Source organism: Rhodococcus spelaei, from assembly GCF_006704125.1.
GTDB classification, from domain to species: Bacteria; Actinomycetota; Actinomycetes; order Mycobacteriales; family Mycobacteriaceae; genus Rhodococcus_G; species Rhodococcus_G spelaei.
This window is the reverse complement of record NZ_VIGH01000006.1, coordinates 188,038-213,579: the sequence shown is the minus strand read 5'-3', so window position 1 is coordinate 213,579 and position 25,542 is coordinate 188,038. Positions and strand designations below refer to the sequence as shown.

Here is a 25,542-nt window from a genome sequence, read left to right as displayed (position 1 = left end):
TCATGAAGTCAACACCGCCGGCAAGCGGATGTCAACACTGTTGACGAATGTCGCTTGGGGCGATCATGGAACCGTCCGGGTTGGCCTCGTCAGTTCACAGTCCCGACAGTCCCCACGGGCGCAGGCAACACCACCGCACAAACCGCCTTCCCGGTCCACCCCGGATCCAGTGCCTCCCGCACCACCTCGATCGCGACTGGGTCGTACGGCAGCTGCAGATGATCCGCGTAGTCGGTGGCGCACCGATCTTGCAGGACCTCGTTTCGCACATTCGGACCATCCGACAACAGCCCGGTGAGGTACGGCGTCGCGACCTCGTCGTTTCGGGACACGATGTCGGTGAAATGCACATCCGGCAACCGCGCCGGGTCGGGATTCAGCTCGGCGAGGAACGGCGACGCGGCTGCCAGCTGGCGGCATTGTGCACACACCCGCGAGAGCCCGTCCGCCGCACCCGCAATCGTCAACAGACCGGCCGTCCCGTCGAGATCGGATCCGTGGAACGGAGTTCCGAGGCTCACCAGGTTGCGAACCGATTGCGCTCCACCGAGTTCGGTGAGGTACCAGAAGCCGACGGCCCCGCCGACGGAGTGCGCGACGATGTCGACCTTGCCGGCGCTGGTCGCTTCCCGCACCCGCGTGACGAACGTGTCGACTTCCCGGGCACTGTCCTGCACGCTGGCGAACCCGCCGTAGTCGCCGAACGTGGTCGTGCCGATGGTGGTGCTGAAAACGCAGTATCCGTCGTTGGCCAGTATCGGTGACAGCGTCTGCCATGCCAGCGTGTCGGTGGCGGCGAAACCATTCAACAGGACAACAGGATTCGGATGTTCACGACTCGGCTTGCACGACATGTCGTTCGCTCCCGGCGGGGCCTGCCCCGGGTGGGTGAGCTGTGCTGCCACGCCGTCGGGATAGCCATGCGGAACGGGATACGTCGTGTTCGCCTGCGCCGCCCCACCTCCCGCAGCAAGGGCGAGGGCCACCAGGGCACTGACCAATGTCGTCCTACGCATCGCCGTTCGCCTCCAGATATCGAGTCAACGCCCAACACATCTTCGGCCAGAACAGTTCGGTCACCGTCCGGCGACCGAGACTACGCCAATTCGATTGCGCGATCCCCGTGTTCGACCGCGAACAACGTGCTGCCGCAGACAACTTCGCGAATCAGACATTCCGCGTCAGGCAGTCCGATCCTCTGCCGGACTCTGGGCCACCTGCGGAGGACCGACGGCCCCCTCCTGGTCGTCCGGGCCCGGACTCGCGCGATGATCATCCCGTGGCAGATGTGATCTTCTTCGATCTGGACGGCACCCTGGTGGACCATCGAAGCGCGGTCTGGGAAGCGATCGGCCAGATCGCGGCGGCCGCACCGAACGCGATGGCTCCACCGGAGGAGCTGGCGACGTTGTGGTGGACGCTCGAGGCGCGGCACATGCGGGAATACCTGTCCGGTCAGTGCTCTTTCGACGAGCACCACCGACGCAGGCTCCGGTCCTTCCTGCCGATGCTCGGCGAGCAGGTTCCTGAAAGTCCCGGTCTTCTCGACGACTGGATCGCCGAGCGCTACCTCCCCGTGTTCGAGGAGTCCTGGCGGTGCTATCCCGATGTCCAACCATGCCTGGAGGCCCTGAAGCGACTTCCCGACGGACCGCGGCTGGCTGTGCTCACCAACGGGGATCCCGAGCAGCAGTGCGCCAAACTCTCCCGCTTCGGCCTCCTCGAGTACTTCGAAACCGTCCTGACCCCGACCGAACTCGGTGCGGCCAAGCCTGCCGCCTACGCCGGCGCCTGCCGGCGGATGCGGACGGACCCCGCGCGGGCAGTCAACGTCGGCGACATGCTGGAAAGCGATGTCACTGCTGCCGCGGTCGCCGGGCTCACCGGCATATGGCTCGACCGCGGCATCGACTTCGTCACCGGAGGACCATCGCCGACGGCAGACGAGACGGTGCTCCGCATCGAACGGCTCACCGACCTACCCGCCCACCTGTCACGCACCAACGCCTGACCGGACCTCGAGGCGGTCGTGAGCGGCGGCAGCCCGAACCCGTACCAGGATGGGCGGCGGTCCGGTCGGCACGCTCACACGCCCTTCAGAAATCGGATGTAGAACGCCCCGAACACGAGGACAATTCCGACGTTCACCAGCAACCGTCCCCAGAACAGGTGCCTGAAGAACAGGACGTCCACGCCAACCACGACGACTACCAGCGCGAGCACGTAGAGCACGACGGCCGTGTGCCTTTCCATCCCTCCGTTCTACTACTGCCGGCGCCGTCACGCCCGCCCCATTGCGTGAGTCTCCGATTTCCCTCGCCCAACCCATTCCGGCGACGGGGTGTTCGCCGAGTGCCCCGCCACGGTTCCGTCCCACGAATCAATCGCATCTCGTAACTCACGATAAGTGGGGATTATGACGATCACGAATCATCGTTTCATAACTGCTGGCATAACGTAACGCAATACGTTACGTTACTAAACATGCCTGAACAGGAACGGCCGGGGGATACCCACGCGACCGCCGCGGACGCGACGAACGACAGCGCCCGAGAGGAGCAGAAGCCGAGGCCGGGCCGACCCCGCCAGTACGCCAGCGATGCGGACCGGGTCCGCGCGTTCCGTTCGCGGCGCAAGGCCCGGGAGCAGCAAGGCGAACTCGACGCACTCGCGACCGCCACACCGAGCGAGGCTGTCGGGACCCTCGAGCGGACCCTCGAGGACCTCCGGACCGTCACCACCACCTCGATCGAGCAGTTCAACGTGTTCGCCCGCCAGATCACCGCGGCCGTGGACAAACTCAGCGACCCGGACACGCTCGACGTGGCGCTGCACCGCGCCACAGTCGAACTCGCGCAAACGAAGGCGAAGTACGAGGCAGACCTGGCGGAGTTGAGGGCGAAGCATGACGCCGCGGTGGAGGACCGGGCGAACGCGGACGCCGCCGTCGATGCGGTCGACGCCGAACTCGCGGCCGCGATCGCCGATCATCGACTCGAGCTCGAGCGGTTGTCCGCCGACCACCAGACCGAGCTCCGGGACCTCGGCCAGACGCACGCCGACGAACTCCGGACCGCCACCGAGCACGTCGCAGCGGTCGAGGCGGACCGCGACACTCGTCTGGCGGCCGCCGGATCGGAACTGGGCGGACTGAGAAGTCAACTCCGCGAAGCGCAATCAGGGTCCGAGGCTGCGGAGCGACGGGCCGCCACCGCCGAGCAAGCCGCGGTCGCCTCCGAGCAACGCGCCACGCAGGCCGCCGCTGCGACCGAGCAACGCCTCGCGCAGGTCACTGCCGCGGCCGAGCAGCGCATCGTCGATCTCCGCGCCGCCGCCGAGCACGCCGCAACCACGGCGGCGACGACCATCTCGAGGCTCGAGAAGTCCGTCGACCACGAACGCGCCGCGGCGACCGCCGCCCGCGAACGCGCCGACGCCCTCAGGGACGACCTCGAGCGTGCGCGCCTCGACGCCGGCGAAGCGCGCACGGCCGCAGCCGCACTGCGCGAGAAGGTGGACGAGCTCCGCGCGCCGAAGAACCGGCCCGGCGAAACCGAAGAAGGGGACACCGAGTCGGCGATACGCTGACACCCCAGCAGGTCGGGACGGGTCCCACACCGGAGGTCACGTCATGCGCCGCGTATCGATTCCTCGTTCGGTCGCCGCCGGGGCGATCACATCTACGGCAGCCCTGGTGCTCGCCGTCGGCTCGTCCGTCCCGGCGACAGCCGACCCGTCATCGACGACCATGGAGTTCCAAGTTCCGGTGCGACACATCGCGGGATGCATCCCCGGTCTCTTCGTATGTGTCAGCGTGCCGCCGCTCACGACCGTCACCCCGACGGCAACCACGGGCGCACCGGGCGAGGTGACCTTCGCGGCGACGCCGCCGACGCGGACCTGGACGGGATTGAGCGGTTGCCTCGACGTGACGGTGCACTGGCTGAACCTGACCACCGGCGCTTCCGGTGCCGCCACGCTCCGACCAGTTCCGTACGACTACAGCCGCCCCTACACACCGGACAACTGGTGCCGGTACATCCCCGCGACGGCGGTCACCGGAAGCGGCACGATCGCCGCGAGCGCCGACATCGGCGCGCCCGCCCCCGGGGCCTACCAGTTCCTGGTCACCCCGGGCGTCGGGATCATCCCGGTGCCCTGAGGAGCCGATGGCCGGCCCGGCGGATGCGGACCATTCCAACGTGTCTTGTTTGACGGTCGTCATGGACGATCTCGGGAGCGACCGCGCGAGTACGCTGACACTCCACGAGGGTCGGGTCGGATCCAACGCGGAAGGCTCACGCCATGCGCCGTGCAGCAATTCATCGTTCGTTCGTTGCCCTGGCCGCGGCATATGTCTCCGTCTTGCTCTGCACGTCAGACGTCGGCGCGTACACCTGCGGGAACCCTGCCGGCGTCGGGTATCGACTCGTGATCAACCCGGGGATCGGCACATTCCAGGTCCGCTAGCCCTGGGCCCGAACCGTTCTTGGAGGTCGCCATGATCGACTTCGTTCGCCGAGCGATCACCTGCGCGGCCATCGCGGCCGGTTCGGTTCTGGCGCCGGCCGCCATCGCCTCCGCAGCGGTCACCGTTCCGTTCCAGATCAACCCCGCGCCGTTCGGAAACCCGAACGGCAGCTTCGACGCTCCCGCGGTCCGCTGCGTAGCCGTGGTCGGCGAGCAGCCTGGGACGGTGACGATCACCGGCTCGGAGGAAGGCAGACGTGAAGGCAGATGGGCGTGCCAAGTTCGGGGCGACGTGTACTGGCTGAACCTGTCGACCGGAGCCGCCGGCTCCGCCCGGATGTCGCTCGCCCAGTACGGCTACCCGGCGGCAATCCTGTCGACCGGAACCGGGCAGGTCGTCCTCACCGTCATACCCGAACCCGGCACGACCACACCAGGTTTCGTAACCGTCTACGTTCCGTAGACGACGGCCTCCGCCGGTGAGGTCCCGCTCAGCGCCTCGAGCAGCTCCAGCCGTCCGGGGACTGCCGGGTCGGTCAGGGGACCGTCCAGACACCGGCGCCGGGCGTGCTGGCGAGTATCCGGTAGCCGGGCCCATCGGGAATCGTGACCGAGGCGACCACCGTCCCGGAACCGGTCTCGACCGAGGTGCCGTAACGGTTGTCGAGGTATGCGACACCCGCTGCACCGGTGGAGATGTTTCGCCAGTGGACGTGGACACCGGTGTACGGCCCCAAACGGGTCACTCCCGGAGTGTCAGGGTCGGTAGTGGCGGTTAGGTAGGAGTAGCCCGAGCTCGGGAGTCCGGTCACACCGACGCTGAGACCGGCGACGGGAATGGGGAAGACAGTGTCGGTCGGTACGGCGGCGGCAGGGTGTGCCGCGAAAAGCAGTGCAGCGCCGGCTCCGGCGACGATGGATGCTCGGCGTAGACGGTGACGTTGTCTCATCGACGGACCTCCATGCATGGTGGCCCGCTCCAAGCTCCGAACGCCGGCGCCGGCCGAAGAAGCTCTCATTCTACGGCCGATACGGGTGGAGCAATGAACAGAACTTGTGGATCCTGGGAGGTCGCACCCTCCCGGAAGATGAGCTGCAAGGAATCGAAAATTCTGATCAAGACCAGCGTTGGCGCGCTGGCGGGTAGGCACGCCCGTGCTCACGGTATTAGACGTCATCGACGACTCCAACGAGGCCCGTGCTGCGGGCGGTGCGGGCCGGTCGCTGCTCGACGAGATCGTCCGGGACGGCGCCCGAAAGATGCTGGCCGCCGCGCTGCAGTCAGAGGTCGCCAACTACATCGCCCGACACGCCGGTGAGGTCGACGAGAACCGCCACCGGCGCCGCGCGTCAAGCGAAAGCCTTTGCGCAGCGGGACCTCTGCCAGGTCGACTACTTCTACATGTGGGTCGACGGCATCTACCTGAAGATCCGCCTCAGGTGGGAGAAACTGTGCTTGCTGATGATGCTCGGACTGCGCGCGGACGGCCGCAAGGACCTTGTCTCCCACACCGACGGGTACCGGGAATCGACCGAGGCGTGCCCGGACCTGTTACGCAGACGATGCGACTCAGCCGCAGCGCCGACGAATCACCGTTCTCCATCGACACCGACCGCGTCATCTACTTGCGCCCTGAGAACCACTGCCATGGATGGCGGTGCTCTCGCGGCGTCAGGTGGGGCGAATGACACCGCTCCTGTGCCTCTGCGGGGAGTACGCGAAATCGAGGCTTTGGTGCCACCCTCCACCTCGGCAGCCAAACCCCTACCCCAATCTGGGTTCTCGTCATCATCTCGATCAGACTCACCGCCGCTCATAGTGCCTCGACTGGCGACTCAGGCGACGCCGCCAAGACCTGCAGTAACTCCAATGGGGGCTGGGAGGTCCCTACGTCCTGATGCCCCACTCGATCTCGGGTCTGTACGCGATGTGGTGGGCCACCCATCGCGCGGACGAGGTCGCCGCAGTTGTGGGGCTGGACGACGAGCGCTACACGACCGGTCTTGCCGGGGACTCTCCTGCGTGGCCGGGCTGGATGTCCGCCGTCACCGCGGTTGGCGGTGTACGAGACCTGATCGCCCTGGACAAGAGCACCGACTACCTGGGCCTGGTGGCTGACTACCGGGAGAGCCTCGGCGACTCCGCCGAGTACACCCCGGACCAGCAGGATCTGTACCTGCGCGGGTACTCATGGGTGTTGAACCCGACCATGCTGGACGAGGCCGCCCACGAAGCCGAGAACGTGCAAGAAATCAAGGGGGCCACGTTCCCGGCGTCGATGCCCGCGATGTCAATCCTTGCATCTTCATCACTCCTAGTAGACCCGGAATGGGAGTCCTCACACCGCGCGGCGATAAGCAACTCGGCGAACCAGCAGGTCACGATCATGGACGGCCACCACTACCTGTTCCATGCCCACGCCGCGGCGATTGCCGAGATGACACAGCAGTTCCTCGACAAGCATGTCCAGACTCAATGACGATGAGCGAGATCAAGTTCGAATTCCTACCTGAGAACGATGGGACGATCGAGAGTCCTCGAATCTGATCTCCGCCGACGACATCGAAACCGTCGTCAGGTAGCGCCGACGACGCGACAGCACTGCCATCTGTGGCCCTGAGTCACATTGCGCCGCAGCGCGACCGATCCCGTGCACGACACCAATCCAGCGAGTTTATCGTTGCCAACACCGGCGACGGGCTCGCCGCCTCCCGCGCCCGCGGCCATAAGGGCGGTCGGCCTGCGAAGCAACACCGGCCACCTGCCCGCATCTGTGCTTCAGGTCAGTTCATGCAGCTTCGCCGTGAGGAAGTCACGCTCGACGGCATTGCCGGTGAGCAGGATCGCTTCTTGGTAGGCGGTTCGAGCTCGGTTGGTGTGGCCGAGTTCGGCGAGGAACTGGGCGCGCGCGGCCGCGAGATAGCTGTAGCCGGCCAACTGGGGTTCAGCGGCCAGTTCGTCCAGAGCGGCCAGACCCGCCGCGGCACCGTCAGCGAAGCCGAGAGCCACCGCGCGATTGAGCGCCACCACCGGCGAGGGCCACAGTTGGATCAGAACTGTGTACAGGCCGAGGATCTCGCGCCAGTCGGTGCGGTCGTAGCTGGGCGCCTCGGTGTGAACCGCGGAGATGGCGGCCTCCAGGGTGTAGCGGCCCGGATCCTTGCCCAGCGCGGCCCGGACCAGGGCTATGCCCTCACCGATCTGAGTGCGGTTCCAGAGGTTCCGGTCCTGCTCGGAGATCCGGACCAGCTGCCCGTTCTCGTCGGTGCGGGCTTCGCGACGGGCGTCGGTCAGCAGGATCAACGCCAGCAGGCCCGACACGTCGGGGTGGTCGGGGAACAGATCGTGCAGCATTCGGGCGAGGTCGAGTGCCCGTTCGGTGAGATCGCGTCGCGCCAGCTCGTCACTGTAGGGCGCAGTGTGTCCGGTGGTGAACAACAAGTGCACGACATTGAGCACAGCCTCGATTCGCGCCGGCAACTCGGCGGGCGCGGGCACTCGGTAGGGAATGCGCGCGGCGGCGATCTTCTTCTTGGCGCGGGTGATTCGTGCCGCCATCGTCGATTCGGAGACGAGGAACGCGCGGGCGACCTCGGCGGTGCTCAGCCCGCAGAGCAACCGCAATGTCAGGGCGACCTGCGCCTCGACGGACAGTGCCGGGTGGCAGCAGGTACAGATCAGTCGCAGCAGATCGTGGTGGATCGTTCCATCGGCCCGCTCGACGGCGATATCCGCGATGTCCTGATCGACATCGTCGGAGACCAGCAGGGGCAGTGCCCGTTTCATCGTCGACTGGGAGCGCAGCAGGTTCAGCGCGCGGTTGCGAGCGACCGTGGTCAGCCAGGCACCCGGCTTGGTGGGTACTCCGTTGGCGGCCCAGTTGGTCAAAGCGTGAGCATAGGCTTCTTGGACGCACTCTTCGGCTTGGTCGAGATCGCGGGTGACGCGCACCGTCGCGGCGAGCACAAGGGCCCACTCGCGTCGGTGCGCGTCCGCGACGGCCTGTTCAGGAGAAGACACGAACCGGCCGAATCTCGATGCCGCCGTAATCCATCGGGATCTGTCGTGCGACGGCCATCGCCTCGTCCAGATCGGCGGCCTCGATCACGTAGAAACCCACCAACTGTTCCTTGGTCTCGACGAACGGGCCGTCGCTGACGAAGAAACTGCCTCCGTCCTTCGGACGGATACAGGTCGCTGTGGTGCTGCCTTCCAGTGCGACCCCGTCCGCCAGTGCAGCCTGGTTGGCCGCGATGAACGCCTGGTGGTCGGGCGCCATGTTCTCGCCCGCGTAGGTGTCACCGAGCGCTCGTTCGTCCTGGTAGATCAGGGCGAGATACTGTGCCATTGCCTCGTTCTTCCTAGCCGGCGTGGGCCGGGCTGTTGTGGTAGGCCGCGATCAGCCACTTGTCGTCACGCTTCTCCAGCACCCACGTCGCGTTGGCAACCCGGTCCGCGGGCACCAGGGCCTCACCAGGAAACAGGATGCCGGTCTCACTGACAACGACCGCGGCGTCCGCGCCCAGGAATCGGATGCTCCGAATCTCGTCCCTGGTGGTCGAACCCTTCAGAACCGACGCGAACCCCTCGGCCATCTTCTGGCGGACCTCTTCCTTGGAACGCCGGTAGGAACCCGGCAGGATCGCGGTGGCGTCCTCGGTGTAGTCCGCGACGAAGGCATCGGCGTCGGTGCCCCACGCGTCGTAAACCCCCGCCAAGACGGCTCGGATGGCGGCTTCGTCCTTGCTTCGGGTCTCGCTCATGGCCCGTTCTCCTTCACGATGTCCTGGCCCGCCGATCGGGCCATTCACCTACACGACACTCGGGGGCGACCGGAATCGACAGCGACGCTAAAAATGGTCGCCACAAAGTCGAAAACAGGTTGGTCACTGCGGCAGGCCCCGTGCGCCACCACGCTCGGAACTGCTCGGCTCACCCGCACGATCGGTCGGGCTAGTGTGTTCGCGTGCCGATCACCGTGTTGCTTGTCGACGACCAGGAACTCATGCGAATGGGCTTGAAGATGGTGCTCGACGCCCACGACGACCTGGCGGTGGTCGGCGAGGCCGCGGACGGCGCCGCGGCCGTCACGGAGGCCCGCCGGCTCGCACCGGACGTCGTGTTGATGGACGTCCGGATGCCGATCGTCGACGGTGTCGCCGCGACCGAGCAGATCATCGAGTCGGGTTGTCCGAGCAGGGTGCTGGTGATGACGACCTTCGACCTCGACGAGCACGCCCTCGGCGCCCTCCGGGCCGGTGCGAGCGGCTTCCTCCTCAAGGACACCCCACCCGAGGACCTCGTCTCCGCCATCCGCAGTGTCGCCGCCGGCGACGCCGTGGTCTCCCCGAAAGTGACGCGCAGGCTGCTCTCGAGGTTCATATCCGAGGACCGCACCCCGACCCGCGCACCGGAGATCCTCGACGACCTCACCGACCGGGAGCGCGAGGTACTCGAGCACCTCGCCACCGGGCTGTCGAACGCGGAGATCGCCAACGGCCTGCACCTCTCGGAGGCGACGGTCAAGACCCACGTCGGCCGGATCCTCACCAAGCTCGGCCTGCGGGACCGGGTCCAGGCGGTCGTGCTCGCCTACGAGACCGGCCTGGTCACGCCCGGTTCCTAGCCGGCGGTCGTCGAGCATCCGGACGGTCCGGGAGAAAATCGGGCATCCCGCGCGTTGAACGGGACAACAGCCCCTCTCCGAAAGGACCGGCAATGATTCCGGCGTTGTTCCTTCTCTACGTCGTGGTCGAGGTCGCGGCGGTCATCGTGGTCGGCAACGCCATCGGCGCGGGCTGGACCGTACTGCTGTTCCTGCTCGGTTGGGCGGTCGGGGCGTGGCTGGTCCGCTCGCAGTTCCGCCGGGTGTTCGAACAGTTCCGGCAGGCGGGCCGCGGCAACCGGTCCGCCGGAGGCGCCGTCGCCGACGGCGCGCTGGTCGCGGCCGGGACCGTACTGCTGATCGTCCCGGGCCTGGTCACCTCCGCGCTCGGTCTGCTGTTGCTGATCCCGCCGACCCGCCGCGTGCTTCGTCCGCTGGTCCTGCTGTTCGGCGGCCGCAAGATCGGTCTCGCCACCGCTGCCGGTACCGCCGGTGCCGGTGCGTACGCGCGGACCCGACGTCACACCGTCGTCGACGGCGTGGTCGTCGAGGACACCGTCGTGACCGACACGGTCGGCGATCCCTTCGGCTACGGAACCGCCGACTACCGGCGGGGCGGCCCACTGGCAATTGAGGGCGAGGTCATACTTCCCGATCCCAGTGCGGGGTATCCCGGCCGCGGGCGGGCAGACTGACCCTTCGTGAGTACCCAATTGTTGGTCGGCGGCCGGATCTACAGCCCGACCGCACCGGATGCGACCTCGATGGCAGTGACCGACGGCACCGTCGTCTGGGTCGGTGAGGATCGCCCCGGACGCGCCCTGCACCCGGACGCCGAGATCGTCGACCTCGACGGCGCCTTCGTCGCACCGGCCTTCGTCGACACGCACGTCCACACGACCGCGCTGGGTCTCGCGCTCACCGGACTCGACCTGACCGGCGCGCGTTCCCTGCGCGAATGCCTCGACCTGGTGCGCGCCTACGCCGCCGTCCACCACGATGCCGTCGTCTGGGGACAGGGTTGGGACGAGACCGGCTGGCCCGACTCCGACCGCTGTCCCAGCACGGCCGAACTCGATGCCGTCGCCCCGGGCCGCGCGGTCTACCTCTCCCGCATCGACGCCCACTCCGCCGCGTGCTCCACCGCGTTGCGAGAGGCCGCCGGGACGCCCGGCCAGGACCCGGTCACCGCCGAGGACCACCACCGCGCCCGCTCCGCCGCTCGCGACCTGCTCACTCCCGACCAGCGGCGGCGCGCCCGCACCGCAGCACTGGACCGGGCCGCCGCCAACGGGATCGCCGCCGTCCACGAATGCGCCGGTCCCGACATCGCCGGCCGCGACGACCTCGCCGAACTCCTCGCGCATCCGCACTGCGTGCAGGTCCGCGCCTACTGGGGTCAGGCCGTCACCAGCGCCGAGGAGGCCGCCGCGCTGCTCGCGCAGACCGGGGCACACGCCCTCGGCGGCGACCTGTTCGTCGACGGGGCAATCGGCTCGCGCACCGCGTGGCTCAGCGAGCCGTACGCCGACCGCCCGACGACCGGCAGCAGCTACCTCGACGTCGACGCCATCGCAGCCCACGTGCGCGCCTGCACCCTTGCCGGTGTCCAGGCCGGCTTCCATGTGATCGGCGACGCCGCGACCACCGCCGCGGTGGCAGCATTCGAGCTGGTCGCCGTCGAACTCGGTGGGCCGAAGGTCGCGGCCTGCGGTCACCGCCTCGAGCACCTCGAGATGATCACCCCGGACCAGGCCGCCACCCTCGGCCGGCTCGGTGTGGTCGCGTCCGTGCAGCCGGCGTTCGACGCGCTGTGGGGCGGGCCCGACGGCCTCTACGCGCGGGCCCTGGGCGCCGAGCGCGCCCGCGCCATGAACCCGTTCGCCGCGATGGCCTCGACGGGGCTGTCGCTGGCCTTCGGCTCGGACGCCCCGGTCACCCCCGTCGACCCGTGGTCGATGCTGCGCGCCGCCGTCGACCACCACACCGACGGCCACGGCCTCTCGCCGCGCGCCGCGTTCTCCGCCGCCACCCGCGGCGCCTGGCGGGCGGGCGGCGTCCGCGACGGACTCGCCGGCACTCTGGTCCCGGGAGCCCCGGCCTCGTACGCGGTGTGGGAGACCGGCGAACTGGTGGTCAGCGCGCCCAAGGACTCGGTGCAGCGCTGGTCGACGGACCCGCGTTCGCGGGTGCCGGCACTGCCGCGACTCGAGGCCGACGCGCCGAATCCCGTCTGCCTGGCCACCGTGCACCGCGGGACCACCATCTATGCGCGCTGATTCCGTGACGGAGGGGGAGAAGGAACCGGCGACCCCCACCCGCGCCTGGCTGCCCACCCTCCGCGACTCGGCAGCAGCGATCTGCTCCGGCCTGCTGCTGTTCGCGAGCTTCCCGCCCCGACCGCTGTGGTTCCTGGCACCGGTCGGCGTTGCCCTGCTGGTGCTGGTGCTCACCAGATGGGGCGGCGACGGCCCGCCTCGGCGGCTCCGCGGCGGCTTCGGCTACGGGTTCCTGGCCGGGCTCGGGTTTCTCGTCCCGCTGCTGCCCTGGGTGGGGGAGTACGTCGGCCCGATGCCGTGGCTCGCGCTCTCGACCGCCGAGGCGGTGTTCGTCGGACTGTTCGGCGTGCTCGTCGTCGCACTGGCCCGACTACCGCTCGCGGCGCTGTGGCTGGCCTGCGCGTGGTCGCTGACCGAATGGCTTCGCTCGAGCGTCCCGTTCGGTGGATTCCCTTGGGGCCGACTGGCATTCGGGCAGTCCGAGGGTTGGCTGCTGTCGGTCGCGAGTGTCGGTGGGGCTCCGCTGCTCAGCTTCGCGGTCGCGCTGACCGGAACCGGACTGGCCTCGCTGGTCACCGCACTACTCCGCGACCGCACGCCGCGTGCCTGGCTCCCGGCGGCCGCACTGACCGTGGTCGCACCGCTGCTCGCCGCCGCACTCTGGCCGACCGTGCCCGGTCCGGACTCCACCGATCCCGGCGCGGGCGACCGCACGATCACCGTCGCCGCGATCCAGGGCGGCGTCCCACGACTCGGACTCGAGTTCAATGCGCAGCGGCGCGCGGTGCTCGACAACCACGTCCGGCAGACCATGCGACTGGCCGACGACATCGACGCCGGGCGGCAGCCGCGCCCCGACGTGGTGATCTGGCCGGAGAACGCCTCCGACATCGACCCCCTCCGCAATTCCGACGCCGCCACCGAGATCGGCGCCGCCTCCCGGGCCGTCGGGGCGCCGATCCTGGTCGGCGCGGTGCTGGTGAACGGGGACGGAACCACCACCAATTCGGTCATCGTCTGGGACGGTGTCGACGGACCGCAGGAGCGGCACGACAAGAAGATCATCCAGCCGTTCGGCGAGTACCTGCCCTACCGCGGGTTCTTCCGCCACTTCTCCTCGTACGCGGACAAGGCGGGCAACTTCGTACCCGGCGACGGCAATGGTGTCGTCCACGCCGCCGGGATCCCCATCGCGGTGGCGACCTGTTACGAGGTCGCGTTCGACCGGGCCCTGACGGAGGCGGTCCGTGCGGGCGCGAAGCTGATCGCGGTCCCCACCAACAACGCCACCTTCGGCGACACCGAGATGACCTACCAGCAGCTCGCGATGTCGCGGGTGCGCGCCGTCGAACACGGGCGGTCGGTCGTCGTGGCCGCCACGTCCGGGGTGAGCGCGATCGTCGGCCCCGACGGACAGGTGCAGCAGTCGTCGTCACTGTTCACCCCCACCACATTGGTGGCGCAGGTGCCGCTGCGCACCTCCACTACGCTGGCTACTCGACTCGGCCCGATTCCGGAGTTCGCTCTGTGCATCGGCGCCGGACTGGCCCTCGTCGTCGCGCTGGTGCGTCGACGCAGGTCGGCCGCGCCGCTCAACTGACGGCGCGATCGAATTTGACGGAAACCAGCCACGGCTGGCGGAGAGGATCTTGATGAGCCCGGGCACGCCGACCGAGAACACGCCGAACGACGACACACCGAGCGCGCACACCTTGGTGATCATTCCGACCTACAACGAGCGGGAGAACATCGAGCTGATCATCGGCCGGCTGCATACCGCAGTGCCCGGTGCCCACGTCCTCGTCGCGGACGACGGCAGCCCCGACGGCACCGGCGACATCGCCGACAAGCTCGCGGCGTCCGATCCCGCGGGCCGGATCCACGTCCTGCACCGAACCGAGAAGAACGGACTCGGCGCCGCGTACATCGCCGGGTTCCGCTGGGGCCTGGACCGCGACTACCGGGTACTGGTGGAGATGGACGCCGACGGCAGCCACGCGCCCGAGCAACTGCACCGGCTCCTCGACCAGATCGACCAGGGCGCCGACCTGGTGGCCGGCTCGCGGTACGTGCCCGGCGGCTCGGTCGTGAACTGGCCGAAACGTCGCGAGTTCCTCTCCCGCGGCGGCAACCTCTACTCGCGGCTCGCCCTCGGCGTCACGATCAAGGACATCACGGGCGGTTTCCGCGCGTACCGCCGCGAGGTGCTCGAGGCCCTCGACCTCGACTCGATCGAGTCGCACGGCTACTGCTTCCAGGTGGACCTGGCGTGGCGTTCGCTCCAGCAGGGATTCACGATGGTCGAGGTCCCGATCACGTTCACCGAACGCGAGTTCGGGGAGTCCAAGATGGACGGCAATATCGTGCAGGAAGCCCTGCTCAAGGTCACCGTGTGGGGGATGCGCAGCCGCTGGAACAAGGTGCGGGCGCTGCTGCGCAAGTAGCGTCGCCGCTTTACGCCGCTCACCCCACGGGGTGACGATGTCCTGGTGACGTCCAAGGACGGTTCCATCAGGTCGCCTGACCACCTGCCCGAGTCGATCGGATACGCGGTCAAGCGCCTGTTCCTCGGCAAGCCGCTCATCACCGAGCAACTGAAGACGGAACGACTGTCCAATCCGATAGCGCTCGGAGTGCTCTCTCCCGACGCGATCTCCTCGTCCGCGTACGGCACCGAGGAAATTCTCATCGAGTTGCTGCCCTTCGCCGGGCTGGCGGCGTTCACGTTACTGCTGCCGATCACCGGCGTGATCCTGGTGATCCTGGTGCTGGTCGCCGCGTCCTACCGTCAGGTGGTCATGGCCTACACCAGGGCCGGCGGCTCGTACATCGTCGCCAGGGAGAACTTCGGGCCACGGGTAGCGCAGATCGCAGCTGCGGCCCTGCTCATCGACTATGTGGTGACGGTCGCGGTCCAGGCCGCAGCGGGCACGGTTGCGGTCGTGTCGGCGATACCGGCGCTGGGTCCGTACAGCCTCGAGATCACCGTCTGCATCGTCGTCTTCATGTGCTACGTCAACCTGCGAGGCCTACGCGAGGCGGGCAGGCCGTTCGCGATCCCGACCTACTTCTTCACGGTCATGATCGGCCTGATGATCGTCGTCGGAGTGGTCCGAGAGGTCTTCTGGGGCCTACCGAAGTACGACGCCGTGAACATCGCGGGCGCAGTCGAGATCCACCAGGGCAACGGCCTGGTGATGGGCGCGACGATCCTGGTGTTGTTGCGCGCGTTCGCGAACGGTGGGTCGTCGTTGACGGGTGTCGAGGCGATCTCCAACACCGTCAGCTTCTTCCGCAAGCCGGAGGGACCGAACGCACGCAAGGTTCTGACCGTCATGGCGTGCATCCTCGGCTTCCTCGTCGCAGGCGTGTCGTATCTGGCCTTCGCCACCCACGCGACGCCGTACGCGGCGGGCTACCCGTCCGTCCTCTCGGAGGTGGCCCGCACCGTGTTCGGCAGCGGCACCCTCGGCCACGTCCTGTACGTGCTGGTCCAGATCGCCACCGCCGCAATCCTCTTCACCGGCGCGAACACCAGTTTCAACGGCTTCCCGGCACTGGCCAACTTTGTCGCCGAAGACCGGTTCCTGCCGCGGCAACTGACCAAACGCGGACACCGGCTCGTGTTCTCCAACGGCATCATCGTGCTGACCGTGCTGTCTGTCGCACTACTCATCGGGACGGGTGGATCCGTCAATGCCCTGGTCCCGTTCTACGCGATCGGGGTGTTCACCGGGTTCTCGATGGCCGGTTACGGAATGACCAAGCACCACCTGACGCTGCGCGAACCGGGCTGGCGGCACAAGCTCGCGATCAACCTGTCGGCGGGCATCCTCTCGACCGTCGTGGTGGGGATCTTCGCGGTGGCCAAGTTCACCGAGGGCGCGTGGCTGGTGGTCGTGGTGTTCCCGGTTCTGGTGTTCATCCTGATGCGCCTGAACCGCGAGTACCGGGCCGAGGCCGCCATCCTGGAGGAGTTCCGGACCGAACAGGCCGAGCAGGTCAACTACGCCCGGCACCGGGTGTTCGTCCTGGTGAACTCTGTCGATCTCGCGGTCCTCGAGGCGCTTCGATACGGGCGGGGACTCGGCGCGGACACCGTCACGGCTCTGCATTTCATGATCGACGCCGCGCAGGCCGAACGGTTGCGCAAGCGGTGGGACCACTTCGAACTGACCACCCCCCTGAAGATCATCGACTGCCCGGACCGTCGCGTGCCGCACGCGGCCCAGCGAGCGGTCCTCGAGGCACTCGCCCAGTACCCGAACACCCACGTCACACTGCTTCTGCCACGGCGCAGCTATGCTCCGCTGCTCGGTCGACTGCTGCACGACCGGACCGCGGACAAGGTCGCGCGGGCGGTCAGCCGGATCCCACATGCCGCGGCCACCATTGTCCCGTTCGACGTGCAGTCGCAGATCCGGCAGGCCTTCCCCGACCTGTTCGAAGAACGCATCACGCGCCGGGTCGAGAAGATTCAGGCCCGCATCGCGGGCGACGACCAGTCCCGAATCGACGCCTACGAACGTCCGGACGCACCGCCGACCATGATCTCGGTGACGGGGCTCATCGCCGGGCAGCGCGCGACCGTCGAGGGCCGGGTACTGAAGGTCCGTGACGGCACAACGGGCGCTGGAACCGCGCTGGAGATCGAGATCAACGACAGTACCGGCGCTCTGCAAGTCAAGTTCACGCCGACGCACGGCGGCGAAGACATCGTTCCAGGCCAGCTGCTGAGAGTGACCGGCAGGGCACGGGCGTCCAGGAACAAGCCGATCCACATGGTCGACCCGACCTACACGATCATCGAAATGCCAGACGGGTCGGTGACCACGGACACGAAGACGACCCCGTGACACGACGATGCCCCGGAGGGAAGTCCCTCCGGGGCATCGTCGGATATCCATGAACGCCGGCTACGCTCCGCGGCGCTGCGCCCGTAGACGCCGGCTCCGCTACGCTCCGCGGCGCTTGGTCTTCAGCAGGTCCAGCCGCTCCTTGAGCAGCTCCTCGAGCTCCTCCACGGACCGACGCTCGAGCAGCATGTCCCAATGGGTGCGCGGGGGCTTGACCTTCTTGACCTCGGGTGCGGCGCCCTCGAGCAGGGTGCCCTCGAGGCCGTTCTTGCACAGCCAGGTGCCGGGGATCTCGGCCTCGTCCGCGAACGGGACGTCGAACTCCTCGCCGTTGTCGCAGCGGTAGCGCGCCATCCGACGAGGGGCCAGGTCGTGGTCGCGATCAGTCTCGTAGCTCACCGCTCCGAGTCGGCTCCCTCGAAGTACGCGATCTGCCATGGTGGTGTCCTCTCCTCGGCTGCCCTACACAAAAGCTTCATCACACGCGAGCACGCCGGGTTCGGCGGACCGAGCGTTCCCACTCATCTACAACGACACGTGTACCCAATTGGTTCCCGCGCCCCGCCGGTTCCAGCGGTCGGCGCAGACTCGGCCATCTTACTCGGTCGGAGGAACCGCACCGCACAGTGATCGCAGGCCGCAAGTTCGCCGAACCGCAAGTCACCTCGCCGCGGGTGCCCGCGGGGAGGGTGGTCGAAGTCGACCCCAAGGGTGCCTGTCCCGACGATCCGCGATCGGGAACCCTCGTGGAGGACGAATCCGCAACCCCACGGCCCACCGGGAGCACCTGATGGTCAACAGCACCAGTCGCGAACCGCACCACCTTCGCGCTGACCGCCGCCCGTCCACCGTCGGCCGACTGGCACCGCCGTCGCGCAGTAGGGTGGGGGCCGTGGCTGGCACTTCTCGCAGACCGGAATCGTGCGTGTGGTGTGGCCGACAGGTCCCCGACATCGGGATCGGCAGGCGGCGCCGCTACTGCAGGCAATCGTGTCGGCAGCGCGCGTACGAGCAGCGTGCCGCGGTCCGGGGCACGACGATCGCGCCCGACTCGATGGTGCTCACCGCGATCGAGGCCACGGCGGTCATGGACCGGATGTTCGAGGTTCGATGTGCGGCCGAGGACGTCGCGACGGCCGCGGCCGAAGGAGCTGCACCGGACGAGGTCGCGGCTTTGTGTGCCGATCTGGTTCGTCTGGCGCGCGAGGCCGAACGGTTCCGCTGACACCGAGTCTTCCGAAACCGTCAGTGAATAAGCCGATCTCGCTAACACCTCGGCTCGACGTATCGATAAAAGTTGAGACGGCAAACGTCCGTCCCGATACTCTGAAAAGACAGACCGCAACACGCCGATGGTGAACCGTAACTGTCTCTATGCGTGAGGATTAAGATGAAGGATTACTCCTCGACTGATCCGACACAAGGCGCCACGCCGTCACGAGCCGCGGAAACCAGTCCCGACAGCTCATCCGACGCCTTCCCACTCTCCGCCGTTCAACGCAGCATGTGGTTCAGCCAGCAGCTGAGTCCCACCGTGCCGACCTTCATCGCCCAGTACATCGAACTGCGCGGAGACGTCGACCTCGACCTGCTCCGCACCGCCGCGCGCACCGCGGCCATGGAGTTCCAGTCACCCTTCCTGCGACTGGTCGACGTCGACGGCGAACCACGGCAGCGGTTCGACCCGTCGATCGACAGTTCGATCGCCTTCCTCGACTTCCGACAGGAGGCCGACCCGGCCGGCGCCGCTCATGTCTGGATCGACAACGACTACGTGACGCCGATCCGACTCACTCGCGACCGCCTCGTGGACATGACGATCCTGCAAGTCGCCGATCGAGAGTATCTGTGGTACACCCGAATTCACCACGTCGCACTCGACGGGTACAGCGGCATGACGATGGTCAACCGGATTGCGGCATTGTACACCGCTGCGACGAAAGGCGTTGAGCCCGAACCGAATCGGTCCCTCGACCTGCGGGCACTGTACGAGCTTGACCAGAAGTACCGCGGGTCGAGCAGGTTCGAGGCCGATCGCGAGTACTGGGCCGAACACGTGCGGGGTCTCGAGGAGGGCTCCACTCTCGCGCGCCGAGAGGGGCCCGCCGCGGCCCGCAGCAGGCTCGAGAGCGCCGAGTTGACCGACGAGGCCCTCGCCCGACTCGACTCCTCGGACGAACTCGGTGGCACCTCCGCCGCCACACTCATCGCGGGGTTCGCCTGCTACCTGTCTCGAATGACGGGCAGCGAATCCGTCCTGGTCAATCTGCCGGTGTCCGCGCGGACCACCGCGCCGTTGCAACGGTCGGGTGGCATGCTCGTCAACGTCGCGCCGCTGCGGATCACGGTGCTACCGCAGGACTCGGTCGCCGATCTCGTCCAGCGGGTGCAACTCGAGCTGATGGGGGCCCTTCGTCACCAGCGCTGCAGCCTCGAGGACATTCGCCGCGACGCGGGCCTGACCGGCACCCGCAACGGTCTCGCCGCGCCGATGGTCAACGTGATGCTCTTCCACCAGGAGATCACCCTCGGGTCGGTTGTCGGCGAGTACCACATCGTCACCTCCGGTCCGGTGCAGGACCTGCTGGTCAACATCTATCAGAGCGGGTCTCCCGCCCGGACTCTCGTCGACTTCCGCGGCAACCCGAATCGCTACGACGACGAGGAACTACGCACCCATCACCGTCGATTCGTCGACTTGATCGAGGAGATGCTCGCCGCCGACGCGACCGCGCGGGTCGCCGACCTGCACCCGGAATCGGCGCGCCTGGGCGAACTGATGGCCCGTGAGAAGGCGGGCGTGGAGTTCTGGACGCACGAGCTGGCCGGCCTTCCCGAGGCGCCGTCGCTGCCGCCCGCCGGCCGACGCACCGACGCCGAGCGATCCGGACGCGGAAAACTCGACGTCCAGCTCGACGCCGGACTGCACCTCGCCCTCACGGACCTGTCCAGCCGTCTGGGCGTCGACTCGTTCACGGTGCTGCACACTGCGCTGGCGGTGCTGCTGGGAAGGCTCACCGACAGCGACGACATCGTGGTCGACACCCCGGTCTGGGTGCACTCGGACAAGCCGCCGGACGGTGACCGGGCGCCGGGCACCCGCAACAGCGTGCCGCTGCGCACCCCGCTCGACCCCGCCGCATCGTTCGCCGACCTGATCCTCGGCTCGCAGGACATCGAGCGACGTGCCTTCGAGCACGCAGACCTTCCGCACGACCGCATCGCCGCGGCCTTCGGCGCCGATGCGCCGCGATCCCGGATGGTGCTCGCCCTCGGCAACGACGGCACGCACGCCACCGGCGGCGGCCGCACCGTCACGACCGCCGGACTCGACACCGACCAGCCCGAGTTCGGGCTCGAACTCACCGCCCGGTTCGACGCCGACGACGCCCCAGCCGGACTGGACGCGCACATGGCGTTCGCGCTCAGCCACTTCCGCGAAGCCGACGCCGCCACCTTCGTCGATCGCTTCGCGAGACTTCTCCTCGCCGCCGCGTCGGATCCCGACCGGACGGCATCCGACGCGCCGATCCTGTCGGACACGGAGAGTGCCGCGCTGACCCCGGTACGCGGCCCGGCCGACGTCACCGTGCTCACCCTGGCGCAGATTCTCGACGCCGCGGCGACGGCGGACCCCGGGCGGGAGGCACTCGTCTGCGGCGACCGCCGACTGTCCTATCGCGAGCTCGACGACAGTTCGGCCGCGCTCGCCGGTCGGCTACGCGGCCGCGGCATCGGACCGGGTTCTGTTGTGGCCCTGGCGATTGCCCGGTCGATCGAGTCCGTGACCGCGGTCTGGGCGGTGGCCCGCACCGGCGCCGCCTTCCTGCCCGTCGATCCCAACTACCCGGCCGACCGGATCGAGCACATGCTCACCGACTCCGGCGCCGCGCTCGGTCTGACGGTGGGAGCGCACCGCGACGACCTGCCGCACCAGGTCGAGTGGGTGGTCCTCGACGATCCGACGCACGCCGACGCCCCGGCGGACGTCGCAGAGGTGCCCGGGCGCCGGGCCCACATCGACGACGCCGCCTACCTCATCTACACCTCCGGTTCCACCGGCGTACCGAAGGGCGTCGTCGTCACCCACCGGGGGTTGGCGAACTTCGCCGCGGAGGAACGCGAACGGTTCGCGATCACCCCCGACTCGCGGACACTGCACTTCTCGTCGCCGAGCTTCGACGCGTCCGTGCTCGAACTGCTGATGGCCGTCGGCTGCGGCGCCACGATGGTCGTCGCGCCACCGACGGTCTACGGCGGAGTCGAACTGGCCGACCTGCTGAGCCGCGAGCGGGTGACGCACGCGTTCGTCACACCCGCGGCCCTGGCCTCGGTCGACCCCGCCGGGCTCGGCCACGTCGAATGCGTGGCCACCGGCGGCGACGTCTGCCCGCCTGCCCTCGTCGAACAGTGGGCCACGACAACATCCCCGAGTTCCCGCGTGCCGACATCGTCGCGCGGGACAGGCCGCCGGATGTTCAACGCGTACGGCCCGACCGAGACCACGGTCGTCGCGGGGATCAGCGGCGCTCTGCGGCCGGGCGAACCGGTGACCATCGGCGGACCGTCCCGCGGCACCGGCGAGATGGTCCTGGACCGGCGTCTGCGGCCGGTGCCCGCGGGCACGGTCGGAGAGCTGTACGTGACCGGGTCGGGTCTCGCCCGCGGTTACCGGCACCGGTCCGGGTTGACCGCATCGCGTTTCGTCGCTTGCCCGTCGCTGCCCGGGGAGCGGATGTACCGGACCGGTGACCTCGTTCGGTGGAACGATCGACGCGAACTCGAGTACCTCGGCCGCAGCGACTTCCAGATCAAGATTCGCGGCTTCCGCATCGAGCTGGGCGAGATCGACAGCGTGCTGCGCACGCACCCCACCGTCGACTTCGCGACGACCACGGGGCACACGCGGGCCTCGGGCGACGTCGCGCTGGTCGGCTACGTGCTGCCCGCGGCGGGCGCCGTCGTCGACGAGGCGGACCTGCTCGCGCACGCCGCGCAGGCACTGCCCTCGCACATGGTGCCCGCGGCAATCGTGGTGCTCGACACGATCCCGCTGACCCCGGCCGGCAAGCTCGACCGCAGGGCCCTGCCCGAACCTCGGTTCGCCACCGGCACTGCGGACTACCGGGCCCCCGGCTCCGACGCGGAGCGGCGGATCGCCGCGGTGTTCGAGGACCTGCTGGCGGTCGAGCGCGTCGGCATCGACGACAGCTTCTTCGACCTGGGCGGAGACTCCCTCATCGCGACCCGTGTGGTCGCCAGGACCAACACGGCACTGGGAACCTCGCTCGGGGTGCTGGACCTGTTCGAGGCGCCCACGATTGCCGCCCTCGCGGCGCGGGCGGAACAAGCGACAGGCGCTGCGACCCGACCTCGGCTGGCACCGCGCCCGCACACGGGACCGGTCCCGGTATCGATGGCACAGCAACGGATGTGGGTCGTCAACCAGGTCGATCCCACCTCCGCCGCCTACAACATCCCGATCGCGGTCCGGCTGACCGGCGAGCTGGATGCCGCGGCGATCGATGCGGCACTCGCGGACGTCATCGAGCGCCACGAGACACTGCGCACGGTCTTCCCGAACACCGACGAGGGTCCGGTCCAGGTGGTGCTGCCCGTCGCCGAGGCGACCCCCGAGCTGACGCCGCTCGACGTCGATGCGACCGACGTGCACGGCGCGGTCACCGCGCTCGCCACGGAGGGGTTCGACGTCACGGCCGCGCCACCTGTGCGGGCCCGACTGCTGCGCGTCGACGCGACCACACACCTGCTGGTCCTCGTCGTCCACCACATTGCCGCGGACGGGCTGTCGATGACGCCGCTCGCACGAGACGTGTTGACCGCCTACGAGGCCCGCAGCGCCGGTCGCGCCCCGCGGTGGAGCCCGCTCGCGGTCCAGTACTCGGACTACGCACTGTGGCAACGCGAACTGCTCGGCACCGAGGACGATCCCGACAGCCTGCTCACCCGGCAACTGCACTTCTGGTCCACGGCACTCGAGGGCGCTCCCGAGGTGTTGTCGCTGCCGACGGACCGGCCCCGCCCGCCCCGCCCGACGATGCGCGGCGGCATCGTCGACTGCACCATCGACCCGGCACTGCATCGGCAACTGCTCGACGTCGCCCGGCAGAGCGGCACCAGCCTCTTCATGGTCCTGCACGCCGCGCTCGCCGTCCTGCTCGCGACATCCAGTGGTGAGCGGGACATCTCGATCGGGTCGCCGGTGTCCGGTCGCGGTGAGGCCGAGCTCGACGACCTGGTCGGCATGTTCGTCAACACGGTGGTACTGCGCGCCCAGGTCGACCCGGCGGGGACCTTCGCCGAACTGCTCGACCGGGTGCGCGCCGACGACCTCGCCGCGATGGGCGAACTCGAGGTGCCCTTCGATCGGCTGGTCGAGGCGCTGCACCCGTCCCGCGCGGCCGCGGATTCGCCCCTGTTCCAGGTGATGTTGGTACTGCAGGGTGCGGTGGACGGGCGCCTGGCGTTGCCGGGCCTGAGCGCGGAGGTCGAGGACGTCGACACGGGGGCGGCCAAGTTCGACCTTCAGGTGATCGCGACCGAACGCACCGACGACAAGGGTGAACCGGGCCCGATCGACACCCAGTTCTCCTTCGCCCGAGATCTTTTCGACAGGTCGACGGTGACCTCTCTGGCGGATCGCTTCGTCCGGGTGCTGGCAGCGGTCGCGCAGGATCCCACCGCTCTCGTCGGCGACCTCCCGCTCGTCGGTGTCGACGAGCGTAGGTGCGTGGTGCAGGAGTGGAACTCCACCACCGTCGCGGTGCCCGAGACGACGCTGGTGGAACTGTTCGACGCCCAGGTCGCGCGCACGCCCGATGCCGTAGCGGTGGTGTTCGGCGATGTCGAACTGACCTACGCGGAGTTCGACGGGCGGTCGAATCGCCTCGCCCGGGCACTGATCGACACCGGGGTGGGGCCGGAGAGTCATGTCGCGGTGGCCATGCGCCGCTCGGTGGACCTGCTGGTGGGGATCTACGCGATCGTCAAGGCGGGTGCCGCGTACGTGCCGCTCGACCCGGACCATCCGGCCGCACGCACTCGGTACGTGCTCGACAGTGCGGCGCCCGCCTGCGTAATCACCACCGCCGCCGAGCGCGGCGCGGTCCCGGACGACGCGACAACCGTCGAGATCGACACCCTCGACCTGTCCGGCTACGAGGCCGGGCCGCTGACCGAGGCGGACGGCGTGCCCGCGCGCCCCGACAACACCGCGTACGTCATCTACACCTCCGGCTCGACCGGCCGCCCGAAGGGCGTTGCGGTGAGCCACCGCTCGATCGTCAACCGACTGCAGTGGATGCAGCACGCCTACCCGCTCGACGGGACCGACGTGGTCCTGCACAAGACGCCGGTGACCTTCGACGTGTCGGTGTGGGAACTGTTCTGGGCGTTGCAGGCCGGGGCCGCTGTCGTGATCGCGGCGCCGGACGGACATCGGGACCCCGGCTACCTGTCCCAGTTGATCGCCGACCGGCACGTGACCACCATGCACTTCGTGCCGTCGATGCTGGCGGCGTTCCTGGCCTCGGCTCACGCCGACCAGTGCGCCGGACTGCTGCGCGTGTTCTGCAGCGGCGAGGCACTGCCCCCGGCGACCGCGACGGCGTTCCACCGCTTCAGCGGTGCCGCACTCCACAACCTGTACGGCCCGACCGAGGCCGCCGTCGACGTCACCGCCTGGGAGAGCACGGCCGCCGACGTGACAGGCGTGCCGATCGGTGCGCCGGTGTGGAACACCCGGACCTACGTGCTCGACTCCCGGCTGCACCCGGTACCGGTGGGGGTGCGCGGCGAGCTCTACCTCGCCGGCGTCCAGGTGGCCCGTGGCTACGTCTGTCGCACCGACCTCACCGCCGACCGGTTCGTCCCGGATCCCTTCGGCGAGGACGGCGCCCGGATGTACCGCACCGGCGACGTGGTCCGGTGGCTCGAGCGTCCCGGCCGCGCACCGGGCCGGCCGAGCAGCGGCGTACTGGAGTACCTGGGACGCACCGACTTCCAGGTCAAGGTGCGTGGACAGCGGATCGAGCTCGGTGAGGTGGAGGCCGCCCTGGTGGCCGACCCCACCGTCGCGCAGGCGGTCGTCGTGGTCCACCGCGACGAGATCACCGGGGAGTCCCTGATCGGGTACGTGATCGCCGAGCCGGGTGCCGAGGTGGACCCGGACGCGGTGCGCGCCACCGCATCCACGGAGCTGGCCGCCTACATGGTGCCGGCGCAGATCCTGGTGCTGGACGAGTTCCCGCTCGGCGCCACCGGCAAGCTCGACCGTCGGGCCCTGCCGGAACCGGAGTTCCTCGCCTCCTC

20 protein-coding genes and 1 pseudogene (1 of these 21 only partly in view) are annotated in these 25,542 nt (G+C 68.6%); 14 read left to right on the top strand and 7 right to left on the bottom strand.

The genetic code is table 11. The annotated features are described in order from the left end of the window. Positions 1 to 89 precede the first annotated feature (89 nt). Positions 90 to 1,016 carry an esterase/lipase family protein gene (locus FK531_RS14755; protein WP_142100562.1) on the bottom strand — a complete coding sequence of 309 codons (927 nt, stop codon included), beginning with the start codon at positions 1,014 to 1,016 and terminating at the stop codon, positions 90 to 92. Positions 1,017 to 1,279: 263 nt separating this feature from the next. Between FK531_RS14755 and FK531_RS14750 the strand changes: the two genes are divergently transcribed. After that, positions 1,280 to 2,011, top strand: a complete 732-nt coding sequence (locus FK531_RS14750; protein ID WP_181762970.1) for an HAD family hydrolase — start codon at positions 1,280 to 1,282, stop codon at positions 2,009 to 2,011. Between the two features lie 74 nt (positions 2,012 to 2,085). Here FK531_RS14750 and FK531_RS22420 read toward each other — a convergent pair whose 3' ends face one another. Further along, positions 2,086 to 2,253, bottom strand: a complete 168-nt coding sequence (locus FK531_RS22420) for a hypothetical protein (RefSeq protein ID WP_181762969.1) — start codon at positions 2,251 to 2,253, stop codon at positions 2,086 to 2,088. Positions 2,254 to 2,484: 231 nt separating this feature from the next. On the opposite strand from FK531_RS22420, the gene FK531_RS14745 reads away from it, so the two are divergent. The 3 genes from FK531_RS14745 (at position 2,485) to FK531_RS14735 (ending at position 4,933) form a co-directional block, all read left to right on the top strand. Next, positions 2,485 to 3,588: a coiled-coil domain-containing protein gene (locus FK531_RS14745; protein ID WP_142100558.1), complete on the top strand. Its 1,104-nt coding sequence runs from the start codon at positions 2,485 to 2,487 to the stop codon at positions 3,586 to 3,588. Between the two features lie 226 nt (positions 3,589 to 3,814). Continuing rightward, positions 3,815 to 4,162, top strand: a complete 348-nt coding sequence (locus FK531_RS14740; RefSeq protein WP_246098169.1) for a hypothetical protein — start codon at positions 3,815 to 3,817, stop codon at positions 4,160 to 4,162. A gap of 339 nt (positions 4,163 to 4,501) precedes the next feature. Further along, on the top strand, positions 4,502 to 4,933 hold the full coding sequence (locus FK531_RS14735; RefSeq protein WP_142100555.1) for a hypothetical protein: 432 nt from the start codon (positions 4,502 to 4,504) through the stop codon (positions 4,931 to 4,933). 73 nt (positions 4,934 to 5,006) lie between these two features. Here FK531_RS14735 and FK531_RS22735 read toward each other — a convergent pair whose 3' ends face one another. Further along, entirely contained in the window at positions 5,007 to 5,216 is a 210-nt protein-coding gene (locus FK531_RS22735) for a hypothetical protein (protein ID WP_246098168.1), read from the bottom strand. A 409-nt stretch (positions 5,217 to 5,625) separates the two neighbouring features. Here FK531_RS22735 and FK531_RS14725 point away from each other — a divergent pair. Both FK531_RS14725 and FK531_RS14720 read left to right on the top strand, forming a co-directional pair. Continuing rightward, a pseudogene (locus FK531_RS14725) lies at positions 5,626 to 6,028 on the top strand (transposase); the annotation flags it as partial. 340 nt (positions 6,029 to 6,368) lie between these two features. Further along, on the top strand, positions 6,369 to 6,950 hold the full coding sequence (locus FK531_RS14720; protein ID WP_246098191.1) for a hypothetical protein: 582 nt from the start codon (positions 6,369 to 6,371) through the stop codon (positions 6,948 to 6,950). Between the two features lie 299 nt (positions 6,951 to 7,249). Here the strand turns inward: FK531_RS14720 and FK531_RS14710 are convergent, their stop codons facing one another. Genes FK531_RS14710 through FK531_RS14700 form a run of 3 tightly spaced genes read right to left on the bottom strand, consistent with a single transcriptional unit; the run spans position 7,250 to position 9,234 of the window. Then, positions 7,250 to 8,491 carry an RNA polymerase sigma factor gene (locus FK531_RS14710; protein ID WP_142100551.1) on the bottom strand — a complete coding sequence of 414 codons (1,242 nt, stop codon included), beginning with the start codon at positions 8,489 to 8,491 and terminating at the stop codon, positions 7,250 to 7,252. Further along, positions 8,478 to 8,819 (bottom strand): YciI family protein, encoded by a 342-nt coding sequence (locus FK531_RS14705; protein WP_142100549.1) that lies wholly within the window; start codon positions 8,817 to 8,819, stop codon positions 8,478 to 8,480. The genes FK531_RS14710 and FK531_RS14705 overlap by 14 nt, the downstream gene beginning before the upstream one ends. A 13-nt stretch (positions 8,820 to 8,832) precedes the next feature. Beyond that, complete coding sequence (locus FK531_RS14700; protein WP_142100547.1) at positions 8,833 to 9,234, bottom strand: SgcJ/EcaC family oxidoreductase; 402 nt, start codon at positions 9,232 to 9,234, stop codon at positions 8,833 to 8,835. Between the two features lie 203 nt (positions 9,235 to 9,437). On the opposite strand from FK531_RS14700, the gene FK531_RS14695 reads away from it, so the two are divergent. The 6 genes from FK531_RS14695 to FK531_RS14670 all read left to right on the top strand — a co-directional run bounded on the left by FK531_RS14695 (position 9,438) and on the right by FK531_RS14670 (position 17,211). Beyond that, positions 9,438 to 10,097, top strand: a complete 660-nt coding sequence (locus tag FK531_RS14695; RefSeq protein WP_142100545.1) for a response regulator — start codon at positions 9,438 to 9,440, stop codon at positions 10,095 to 10,097. A 92-nt stretch (positions 10,098 to 10,189) separates the two neighbouring features. Then, a complete protein-coding gene (locus tag FK531_RS14690; protein WP_142100543.1) occupies positions 10,190 to 10,771 on the top strand; it encodes an FxsA family protein in 582 nt (193 codons plus the stop codon). Between the two features lie 6 nt (positions 10,772 to 10,777). Continuing rightward, complete coding sequence (locus FK531_RS14685; protein WP_142100541.1) at positions 10,778 to 12,355, top strand: amidohydrolase; 1,578 nt, start codon at positions 10,778 to 10,780, stop codon at positions 12,353 to 12,355. Further along, positions 12,345 to 13,955, top strand: coding sequence for an apolipoprotein N-acyltransferase (lnt, locus tag FK531_RS14680; RefSeq protein ID WP_142100539.1), 1,611 nt, complete (start codon positions 12,345 to 12,347; stop codon positions 13,953 to 13,955). The genes FK531_RS14685 and lnt overlap by 11 nt, the downstream gene beginning before the upstream one ends. A 52-nt stretch (positions 13,956 to 14,007) precedes the next feature. After that, entirely contained in the window at positions 14,008 to 14,799 is a 792-nt protein-coding gene (locus FK531_RS14675; RefSeq protein WP_142100537.1) for a polyprenol monophosphomannose synthase, read from the top strand. A gap of 45 nt (positions 14,800 to 14,844) precedes the next feature. Next, positions 14,845 to 17,211, top strand: a complete 2,367-nt coding sequence (locus tag FK531_RS14670; protein ID WP_142100535.1) for an amino acid permease — start codon at positions 14,845 to 14,847, stop codon at positions 17,209 to 17,211. A gap of 99 nt (positions 17,212 to 17,310) precedes the next feature. On the opposite strand, the gene FK531_RS14665 is transcribed toward FK531_RS14670, so the two are convergent. Then, a complete protein-coding gene (locus FK531_RS14665; protein ID WP_142100533.1) occupies positions 17,311 to 17,649 on the bottom strand; it encodes an RNA polymerase-binding protein RbpA in 339 nt (112 codons plus the stop codon). 454 nt (positions 17,650 to 18,103) lie between these two features. On the opposite strand from FK531_RS14665, the gene FK531_RS14660 reads away from it, so the two are divergent. After that, complete coding sequence (locus tag FK531_RS14660; protein ID WP_142100531.1) at positions 18,104 to 18,436, top strand: hypothetical protein; 333 nt, start codon at positions 18,104 to 18,106, stop codon at positions 18,434 to 18,436. 165 nt (positions 18,437 to 18,601) lie between these two features. Continuing rightward, positions 18,602 to 25,542, top strand: the start of a protein-coding gene (locus FK531_RS14655) for a non-ribosomal peptide synthase/polyketide synthase (RefSeq protein ID WP_142100529.1). 20,065 nt of this gene lie beyond the right edge of the window; only the first 6,941 of its 27,006 coding nucleotides appear in the window; it begins with the start codon at positions 18,602 to 18,604; its stop codon lies off the right edge, out of view.

Bases quoted from the DNA above. Each gene is read 5' to 3' on its own strand.
- FK531_RS14705 (WP_142100549.1), bottom strand. From the start codon at position 8,819: ATGGCACAGTATCTCGCCCTGATCTACCAGGACGAACGAGCGCTCGGT.
- FK531_RS14720 (WP_246098191.1), top strand. From the start codon at position 6,369: ATGCCCCACTCGATCTCGGGTCTGTACGCGATGTGGTGGGCCACCCAT.
- FK531_RS14665 (WP_142100533.1), bottom strand. From the start codon at position 17,649: ATGGCAGATCGCGTACTTCGAGGGAGCCGACTCGGAGCGGTGAGCTAC.
- FK531_RS14675 (WP_142100537.1), top strand. From the start codon at position 14,008: ATGAGCCCGGGCACGCCGACCGAGAACACGCCGAACGACGACACACCG.
- FK531_RS14745 (WP_142100558.1), top strand. From the start codon at position 2,485: ATGCCTGAACAGGAACGGCCGGGGGATACCCACGCGACCGCCGCGGAC.
- FK531_RS14690 (WP_142100543.1), top strand. From the start codon at position 10,190: ATGATTCCGGCGTTGTTCCTTCTCTACGTCGTGGTCGAGGTCGCGGCG.
- lnt (WP_142100539.1), top strand. From the start codon at position 12,345: ATGCGCGCTGATTCCGTGACGGAGGGGGAGAAGGAACCGGCGACCCCC.
- FK531_RS14735 (WP_142100555.1), top strand. From the start codon at position 4,502: ATGATCGACTTCGTTCGCCGAGCGATCACCTGCGCGGCCATCGCGGCC.
- FK531_RS22420 (WP_181762969.1), bottom strand. From the start codon at position 2,253: ATGGAAAGGCACACGGCCGTCGTGCTCTACGTGCTCGCGCTGGTAGTC.
- FK531_RS14700 (WP_142100547.1), bottom strand. From the start codon at position 9,234: ATGAGCGAGACCCGAAGCAAGGACGAAGCCGCCATCCGAGCCGTCTTG.
- FK531_RS14755 (WP_142100562.1), bottom strand. From the start codon at position 1,016: ATGCGTAGGACGACATTGGTCAGTGCCCTGGTGGCCCTCGCCCTTGCT.